We start from the raw sequence: 9,181 nt of genomic DNA, 5'->3' as shown, positions 1-9,181 counted from the left end.
GGGGCGCGCGCCGTCGTGCGTCAGCCGTACGGGTGGACCGTGAGCGTCCGGTCGCCGAGGCGGACGATGGCGCCCGCCGGGACGCGCAGGCGCTCCCCCGTGCCGCCCTGGACGGCGGTGCCGTCGGCGCCCACGACCCAGGTGCCGTTCGCGGAGCCGTTGTCGGCGATCCAGAAGCCCTGGTCGTCGATGCCGAACGCGGCGTGCGTCCGGCTCAGCGAGCGACCCGGGTCCTCGATCTCTATGACGTGGTCGCAGCGCTCACCGGCGGGCGCCTGCGGGCGCCGGCCCACGTAGCCGGGACCCGACACCGACATGGCCCGGCCGTCGTCGAGCGTGACGACGTACGACGACGCCGCGGCGGGCGGCGGGGGCGTCTCGCGCGGGGGCTCCGCGGTGGGCGCCGCCGAGGCCGGGGGCGGCGGAGGGCTCGCGGCCGCATCCGAGGTCGGCGCCACGTCCGGGACCCGCACCGCGTCCGGGGCCGATGCCGCGTCGGGCGCAGACGGCGGCGGGGGCACCGACGGGGCCGCGGGGGCGACGCCCGCAGCCGCAGGGGCAGCGCTCGCAGCCGTGCGGACGTCCCGCGTCGACCGCTCGGCGGCCGGAGGCGCCGGGACGGCGGGGACGGGCGGCGGCGGGGGCGTCGTCGTCGCCGCGGGGGTCGGCGGGGCCGGCACCGCGGGCACGGGCGGCGGCGGGGGCGTGGAGCTCGCCGCGGGCGACGACCCCGAGGGCACGGGCGGGGCCGGCGGCGCGAAGGGCGCGGACGGCGGGCCGGACGGACGGTCGGGCGCGACTCCCGCGTCGGGCGGCGGGGGCGGCGCCGGCACGTCGGCACCCGTGACGACGGGGCCCTGGAACGCCACGGGTGCCACCTCGCGCTGCAGCGCGCGGACGTCGACGACCACGGTGCCCGCGAGCTTGTCGTGCCACCCCTGCCGGCGGCCGGACGCGTCGAAGGCCGAGGACGCGAGGACGAGCCACTGCCCCACGCCCCCGACGAGGTGCCCGGCACCCAGGACGGCGGCGCGGGCGATCGAGCGCGCGAGGCCGGGCGCGTACGGGAGGTCGTCCTGCGCCGACCGGAGGCCGAGCAGCGACCCGCCCAGCGTGCGACCGCTGCGCGCCTCCCAGACGACGAGGCCCGCGGCGATCTCGAGCGCGACGAGGCCGGCGTAGACGAGACCGCCGGTGAACCACCAGACCGCGCCCGCGACGAGCGCGGTGGCCGCCGCGTCGATCGCGTAGGCGGCCACCCGGCGACCGGTCCCCGCGGGCTCGACGCCGTCGAACGCCGGGCCGAGGGCCCCGCCCACCGGGGCGGCGGTCGGCGCCGCGCTCACGGCGCGCCAGCGGTCGTCGGCCTCGACGACCTGGAGCGCCGCGGGCGGCGGGGGCGGCGCGCCGACGCCCGCCTGCCGGGAGCGCCGGTCCTTGGCCGGACGTCCGCCCCACTGCTGCCCGCCGCCGAGGTCGGGCGCGATCTCGCGCACCTGGAGCACCCCGCCGCAGCGGATGCAGAACGAGCTGCCGGGCGTGACCGGGGCGTGGCAGGTCGGGCAGAAGGTCCCCACGGGCGAGCTCACGTCCACCTCCGCACGTCGGGGCGCCGCGGTCCAGCCGCGCGGCGCCGACAGCGTAGCAACGGACCCTCAGGCCGACGTGACGAGCCGCAGCACCTCGACGACCCCCGCCGCGGTCAGGGCGGCGGGGAGCGCGAAGGCCGTCGAGAGGCCCTCGAGGGCGTCGGCGAGCCGGGAGAAGCCGACCGACCGCCACCCGCGTCCGATCGCGACGCTCAGCGCCGCGACCCCGAGGCCCAGGCCGATCGCGGCGCCCGTCGCGGCGGTCGCGACCGGACCGCCGCTCGCGGCGCCGAGCACGCCGAGCTCGAGCAGGAGCACGGCCGCCGAGACGCGCGGCGCCCACCGCACGAGCGCGCCCCGCGTCGTGCGCGGCTGGAGGTCGAGGGAGAGGACGACGAGCAGGAGGGCCACCAGCGCCGCCCAGCCGGTGAGGCCGCCGGGCTCGGCCGCGGCGAGCACCATCGGCGCCGTGACCGGCGGGACCAGCGAGACGAGCACCGTGCCGGCGTCGCGCCGTCGCTCGGCGCTGCGCACGGTCCGCCCGACGGCGCGCGGGTTCACGGGCCCGAGCGGCTCCGGGACGGGGGCCCGCACGGTCCCCGCGGTGCTCGCGACCTGCGCCACGTCGATGAGCTGCTCGTCGGGCACGTCGACGGCGAGCGCGGGCAGCGCGCGCAGCAGGAGGGGTACGGCGCCGAGCGCGGTCGCGGCCGCGAGGACCGAGGGCAGGCCCAGCAGCAGCACGGTCGCGCAGACCGCTGCCGCCCCGCCGAGGAGCACGAGCAGGATGCCGGCGTGGTCCGCGGCGTCGTCGCGCGCGCGGCGCGTCGCGGCCCACCGCGCCGCCGTGAGCACGGTCGCGCCGACGAGCGCGGCGACCACGAGGAGCTGGCCCGCGGCCGCGAGGCCGGGGTCGACGGTCACCGCACCGGCCGCGGCACCGGTGAGGGCGACGACGGCGGTGGGCCACAGCGACCCGTCCGCGCCCGGACGCCGTCGCAGCACGGCGAGCGCGAGGCCCGCGAGCGCGAGCACGCCCGCGAGGGTCCACCGGTCGACAGCCGCCAGCGGCGCCGACCCGCCCTGCGTGCCGAGCGCGACCGTCGCGACCACGACGACCGCCCCGGCGCCCGCCGCGCCGAGCCACCAGGGCGACGCCGTCGGCCGCGAGACCGCCGGGTCGCTCACCTCGTGACCGCCGCGCGCGACGCGCACCACGCGGGGGCGCGTGAGGACGTGGAGCACCGCGCCGTCGGCGAGCTGGTCGCCCGTCGTCGCGTAGGGGTCGAGCTGCTGCCCTGCCGAGTCGACGACGGTGAGCGTGGGGTCCGCGAGGTCGGCGCCCGCGGCGCGCAGCAGGTCGTAGACCGTCGCGCCGGGGGGCATGGCGACGTCGAGGGAGCGGTCACCCAGGCGCAGGCCCACGTAGGACCGGGCGGGTGATCTCACTCGGTCTCCCCTTGAGCGGTCGGCGCACGTCCGGACGCGCTCATATTAGGGTGTGCGCCGGGCGCCGCGGCCCCGCAGCCACCCACCTGGCAGCACGAGGGAGAGCCCGACGAGATGACAGCAGCGCCCGTCGGCGGTCCGAGCAGCACCCGCATCGCGCCGCCCGCCGTGCCCAGCGGTCGCATCCAGGTCCTCCCCCCGCCGGAGATCACGCCGAACGACGGCATCAGCGGCATGCTGACGACCCTCATCCCCATGCTCGGGTCGGCCGGCAGCATCGTCTTCGTCGCCCTGTCCAGCCCGGGCCCCCGGGGCATGATCGCGGCGGGCATGTTCCTCGTCGCCTCGCTCGGCTTCGTCGGCGTCAACGGGTGGCGCCAGCGCTCGCAGCACCAGGCCACCGTCGTCGGCGCGCGGCGCGAGTACCTCGCCTACCTCGGCGAGCTGCGCGACACCGTCCGCCAGGCCGCGCGCGCCCAGCGCCGCCGGGCCCACTGGGACAACCCCGACCCGACGGCGCTCGCCGTCGTGGCCGAGGAGCGCTCGCGCGTGTGGGAGCGCCAGCCCGACCACGAGGACTTCCTGCGCGCCCGCGTCGGGCTCGCGGACCAGCCGCTGTGCCTCACGCTCGACGCGCCCGAGACGGCGCCCCTCGCCCAGCTCGACCCGGTCGCCGCGTCGGCCGCGCACCGCTTCATGGTCACCCACCAGACCCAGCACGACGTGCCCGTGGCCGTCGACGTGCGCTCGGTCGCGCGCGTGGAGATCACCGGCGACGAGGACGACGTCCGCGGGCTCGCGCGCGCGCTGGTCAGCCACCTGGCGGCCTTCCACTCGCCCGAGCACCTGCGGATCGCGGTGATCGCGGCGCCGTCGGCGCTCCCCGACTGGGACTGGGCCAAGTGGCTGCCGCACACCCACAGCACCCGCGTGCGCGACGCCGTCGGCCCCGCGCGCATGATCGGCGCGTCGCTGGGCGAGATCGAGGACCTGCTCCCCGAGGGTCTGCCGGACCGCCCTCGCTTCGGCCAGAACGAGCAGCCGCTCCTGCCCCACCTGCTCGTCGTGGTCGACGGCGGCGACGTCCCGGCGGGCAACGCGGTGCTCACGTCCGACGGCGTCATGGGCGTCACCCTGCTCGACCTGCCCGAGCGCTGGGACGACCTCAGCGACCCCCGCACGCTACGGCTCATGCTCGGCACGCGCCGGGCGGGCTCGCGGGCGCGCCTCCCGCTCGAGGTGCTGCACCTCGGGCGCGTGCCGCTCGCGGCGGCCGCCGACCAGATGTCCCCCGCCGACGCCGAGGCCGCCGCCCGCCGCCTCACGCCGCTGTTCCTCGAGTCCGGCCCGCGGCAGGAGGAGGGTCCGGCCGTGTCGGCCGAGCTCGTCGACCTCCTGGGCATCGGCGACGTCCGGGACTTCGACCCCGCCGTGCACTGGCGTCCCCGGCTGCAGCGCGACCGCCTGCGCGTGCCGATCGGCCTCACCACGCAGGGCCAGCCGATCGCCCTCGACATCAAGGAGTCCGCGCAGCAGGGCATGGGGCCCCACGGCCTCATCATCGGCGCGACCGGCTCGGGCAAGTCCGAGGTGCTGCGCACCCTCGTGCTCGCGCTCGCGCTCACCCACTCCTCGGAGGACCTCAACTTCGTCCTCGTGGACTTCAAGGGCGGCGCGACGTTCGCGGGCATGGCCGACATGCCGCACGTCTCGGCGATCATCACCAACCTCGGCGAGGAGCTCACGCTCGTCGACCGCATGCAGGACGCGCTCCAGGGCGAGATGACGCGCCGCCAGGAGCTGCTGCGCGCGTCGGGCAACTTCGCCAACGTCACGGACTACGAGAAGGCCCGGGCGAACGGTCGCACGGACCTGGAACCGCTGCCCGCGCTGCTCATCGTCGCGGACGAGTTCTCCGAGCTGCTCTCGGCCAAGCCCGAGTTCGTCGACCTCTTCGTCGCGATCGGCCGCCTGGGCCGCTCGCTGCAGATGCACCTGCTGCTCTCGTCGCAGCGCCTCGAGGAGGGGCGCCTGCGCGGCCTCGAGTCGCACCTGTCCTACCGGATCGGCCTGCGCACGTTCTCGGCCGCCGAGTCGCGCACCGTGCTCGGCGTGCCGGACGCGTACACGCTCCCGCCCGTGCCCGGCATGGGCTACCTCAAGCCCGACACGACGACGATGATCCAGTTCCGCGCGTCCTACGTGTCCGGGCCGCCGAAGGGCAGCCGGCGCCGCGCGGCCCGCCCGGGCGCGTCCGGCCGCACGGGCGACGAGCGCATCGAGCTCTTCACCGCGGCGCCCGTGCGCAGCGACGCGCCGCAGCTCGAGGAGGCGCCCGTCGTCGACCTCGGGGAGCCCGCCGAGACGCGCGCGACCTTCGACATCGCCGTCCAGCGCATGGCGGGCAAGGGGCGCCCCGCGCACCGGGTGTGGCTCGAGCCGCTCGTCGTGCCGCACACGTTCGACCAGCTCATGCCCGACCTCGCACCGGACCCCGAGCTCGGCCTGGTCTCGGCGGGCTGGCGCGGCGCGGGCGACCTCGTCGTGCCGCTCGGCATCGTCGACCGGCCGCTCGAGCAGCGCCGCGAGAACCTCACGCTCTCGCTCGGCGGCGCCGCGGGCCACATGGCGATCGTCGGCGGCCCGCGCACGGGCAAGAGCACGGCCGCGCGCTCGGTCGTCACCGCGCTCGCGCTCACCCGCACGCCGCTCGAGGTGCAGTTCTACGTCCTCGACTTCGGCGGCGGCACGTTCAGCCCGCTGACGCGGCTCGCCCACGTCGCGGGCGTCGCGAGCCGCGCCGAGCCCGACGTCGTGCGGCGCATCGTCGCCGAGATCGACGGCATCGTCGACGCACGCGAGCTGTACTTCCGCCAGAACGGCATCGACTCGATCGAGACCTACCGGCAGCGCCGCGCGCAGGGCCGGGCCGACGACGGCTACGGCGACATCTTCCTCGTCGTCGACGGGTGGTCGACGATCCGGGCGGAGTTCGACGAGCTCGAGGCCGAGATCCAGACCCTCGCGGGCCGCGGCCTGACGTTCGGCCTGCACCTCGTGGCGACCGCGAACCGCTGGATGGACTTCCGGACGCAGGTCAAGGACGTCTTCGGGACCAAGCTCGAGCTGCGCCTCGGCGACCCCATGGACTCCGACATCGACCGCCGCGTCGCGGTCAACGTGCCGAAGGACCGCCCGGGCCGCGGCATCACGACCACGCGCCACCACGTGCTCACCGCGCTCCCCCGCCTCGACGGCGACGGCGACGCGAGCACCCTCGGCACGGGCGTCGACCACCTCGTCGAGACGGTCAACGCCGCCTGGACCGGCCCGACCGGGCCGAAGCTGCGCCTGCTGCCCGAGCGCGTCGCCCTCGCCGAGGTCCGCGCCTCGTCGGCGTCGGGCCGCGGCGCGGACGACCGCCACATCCTGCTGGGCATCGACGAGGCCGCGCTCGCCCCCGTCGGCATCGACCCGCGCGAGGAGTCGCACCTCTACGCGTTCGGCGACGGCGGCTCGGGCAAGTCCGCGCTGCTGCGCGGCGTGGCGTCCGAGGTGCAGCGCCTGTGGACGCCGGCGCAGGCCCAGATCTTCGCGATCGACTTCCGGCGCTCGCTGCTCGGCGAGATCCCCGACGAGTACCTCGCCGGCTACCTCACGACGCAGGACCAGGCGACGGGCGAGATCGCCGGCCTCGCGGACTACCTCAAGGGGCGCCTGCCCGGGCCGGACGTCACGCCCGAGCAGCTGCGCGCGCGGTCGTGGTGGTCGGGTGCCGAGGTCTTCGTCCTCGTCGACGACTACGACCTCGTGTCGACCTCGACGGGCAACCCGCTGACGCCTCTCGTCCCGCTGCTCGCCCAGGCGGGAGACGTCGGCCTGCACCTCGTCCTCACGCGGCGCACGGGTGGCGCGAGCCGGTCGATGTACGAGCCCGTCCTCCAGTCGCTGCGCGACCTCGCCGCGCCGGGGCTCGTCCTCTCGGGCAGCCCGGACGAGGGCGCGCTCATCGGCGGCGCCAAGCCCGTCCCCGGCCCGCCCGGGCGCGGCCAGCTCGTCACGCGCGACGACGGCCGGCAGGTCGTCCAGCTCGCCTTCACCGAGCCGACGCTCTGACGCGCGGCCCGGAGCCGCGCCCTGGCGTCCGGCGACGGGCCGGCCCCTGAGCGACCCGGCGCCGTGCGCTCACGCGCACTCGTAGACGACCTGCACCGCGTCGGCGCGGAGGCGCAGCTGCCACTCCCCGTCCGGGCCCTGGATCGCGTAGAGCGCGTGCGCCGCGAGGAACTCCTCGTCGGTCGGGTAGGGGTAGACGTCCGCGCCGTAGAGCATGTCGGGCGCGCCCTCCGGCATCCCGAACGACGTCTGCTCCTGCCACGCGCGCACCGCCCGGGACACCGCGTTCCCGCCGGCGACGGGGACGTGCACGCGGTGCCCGCCCGGCGTGGTCCCGGCCGCACGCCAGTCGGCGTCGACGTGCCGCTCCTCGACCGAGAACGAGCCGGCGAAGCACGCGCCGCCGCTCGGCGCGACGCTCTGCACCCACGCCTCGCCGGCGAGGGGGCGGTCGACGCCGTCGTCCCAGCGGATGTGCTCGAACTCGCCGCTCGGCGCGTCGTCCGGCGAGATCTCGATCGTCGTGCCGAAGGGCGTCCGGATCGCGTACCGGACGTCCGACAGCCCCGGCACCTCGCCGTCCGCGGTGAGCCGGACGACCTCGGCGGCCCCGAGGTCGGCGACGACCTGGCTGGTCCCGCCCAGGCCGTAGTACCCGCGCGCGTCGCCGAACAGCTCGTGGGGGTAGAAGCTCCCCGAGGTGGTGGCCGTGGTGGTCAGGACCCACCCCTCGGCCAGCTCGATCGCGCGCGGCAGCGTCAGCGTGTCGTAGAACGTCGCGTCGTCGCGCACGAAGCCGTCGCGCCGCAGGTTGTCCCCGATGCACGGGTCCGAGGTGCGCGCGCTCGGGCAGACGATCGCGCGCGGGCCCGCGGCGTCGACCTCGTAGAGCACCCCCGGGACGCCCATGATGCCCACGAAGTCCTGCGCCGCCTCGGCGTCGTCGACGACCAGGACGATCGTCGCGTCGCCGCGGCTCCCCACCCGCCACGCGCTCGACCAGGGGTCGGGCGACAGCACCGCCTCCATCTCGGGCGCGCGCTCGGGCGTCTGCCACACCTCGCCCGTCCGGGGCACCGCCTGGCGCGCCAGCACCGTCGCGTCGTCGGGGTCGTCGCGCACCACGGGTCCCGGGTCCACGACGGGCGGGGGCACGGTCGCGCTGGGCGACGGGTCCGGCGTCGGCGTCGGGGAGGGCTGCGTCGTCTCGACCGGGGTCGGCGTCGACACGGTCGGCGCGGGCGGCGGGTCCTGGGCGGCGACCGCCCACGACGCGGCACACACGACGACCACGACGGCGAGCCCGCCCGCGGCCTCGCGCAGGTGGCGCACCGTGCGCCGTCGCCGCGTGCCCGCGTGCAGTCGTCCGGCGAGCGCGTCGCCCGCGGCCGGCACGGTCCCCTCGAGCTCGTCCTCGGCCTGCGTCAGCAGCGTCGTCAGGTCAGCGCTCACCGTGCACCTCCTCCACCCACATGTGCTCGACGGTCGTGGCCGGTGCGCCGGCCGGGTCGTCGGGCGCCCCGGCCGACGCCCCGAGCGCGGCGGCCAGCCGCGCGATGCCGTCCGCGGTGTACCGCTTGACGGCCCCCGTGCTCAGGCCGAGCAGGGACGCCGTCTCCTGGACGGACAGGTCGTCCATCTGCCTCAGCACGACGCAGGCGCGCTCGCGCGGGCTCAGGGTCGCGAGCGCCCGGAGCACGTCGGCGCCCGGCCCGCGCTCCTCGACGACGACGACCGGCGTGGGCAGCGCCCCCACCCGTCCCGCCGCGCGCTCCTCGCGCACCGAGCGGCGCGACGCGTCGACCGCGCGGGAGACGATCGCGCGCCGCACGTACGCCTCGGCCTGCTGGACCGACCCGAAGCGCGCGCGTCCTGAGAAGGACGAGATCAGCGCCTCCTGGACCAGGTCCTGGGCGTCGGCGCGCGAGCGCGCGACGAGCATCGCGTGCGCCACCAGGCGCGGGTAGCGCTCACGCACCACCTGCTCCAGGAGCGTCTCCCACGGTCGTGGCACCGGTCCTCCTCCG

At 77.1% G+C, this 9,181-nt stretch carries 5 protein-coding genes; 1 reads left to right on the top strand and 4 read right to left on the bottom strand.

Translation table 11 applies throughout. From position 1 onward, the window contains the following. Window positions 1-20 precede the first annotated feature (20 nt). Window positions 21-1,589 carry an RDD family protein gene (locus tag JIG38_RS20775; RefSeq protein ID WP_199425048.1) on the bottom strand — a complete coding sequence of 523 codons (1,569 nt, stop codon included), beginning with the start codon at window positions 1,587-1,589 and terminating at the stop codon, window positions 21-23. 66 nt (window positions 1,590-1,655) lie between these two features. Beyond that, the gene (locus JIG38_RS17700) at window positions 1,656-3,038 is read right to left on the bottom strand and encodes a hypothetical protein (RefSeq protein WP_199425047.1); all 1,383 of its coding nucleotides are present in this window, start codon (window positions 3,036-3,038) and stop codon (window positions 1,656-1,658) included. A 114-nt stretch (window positions 3,039-3,152) separates the two neighbouring features. Here JIG38_RS17700 and eccCa point away from each other — a divergent pair, with 114 nt between their 5' ends. Further along, window positions 3,153-7,154, top strand: coding sequence for a type VII secretion protein EccCa (eccCa, locus tag JIG38_RS17695; protein ID WP_199425046.1), 4,002 nt, complete (start codon window positions 3,153-3,155; stop codon window positions 7,152-7,154). A gap of 69 nt (window positions 7,155-7,223) precedes the next feature. Here eccCa and JIG38_RS17690 read toward each other — a convergent pair whose 3' ends face one another. Together JIG38_RS17690 and JIG38_RS17685 are read right to left on the bottom strand one after the other, a co-directional pair. Beyond that, the gene (locus JIG38_RS17690; RefSeq protein WP_199425045.1) at window positions 7,224-8,606 is read right to left on the bottom strand and encodes a hypothetical protein; all 1,383 of its coding nucleotides are present in this window, start codon (window positions 8,604-8,606) and stop codon (window positions 7,224-7,226) included. Continuing rightward, window positions 8,596-9,168 (bottom strand): RNA polymerase sigma factor, encoded by a 573-nt coding sequence (locus JIG38_RS17685; protein ID WP_199425044.1) that lies wholly within the window; start codon window positions 9,166-9,168, stop codon window positions 8,596-8,598. The genes JIG38_RS17690 and JIG38_RS17685 overlap by 11 nt, the downstream gene beginning before the upstream one ends. Window positions 9,169-9,181: the final 13 nt, after the last annotated feature.

It is taken from the genome of Actinotalea solisilvae (genome assembly GCF_016464425.1).
Taxonomy (GTDB): domain Bacteria; phylum Actinomycetota; class Actinomycetes; order Actinomycetales; family Cellulomonadaceae; genus Actinotalea; species Actinotalea solisilvae.
This window is presented reverse-complemented; position numbering and strand designations above follow the sequence as displayed.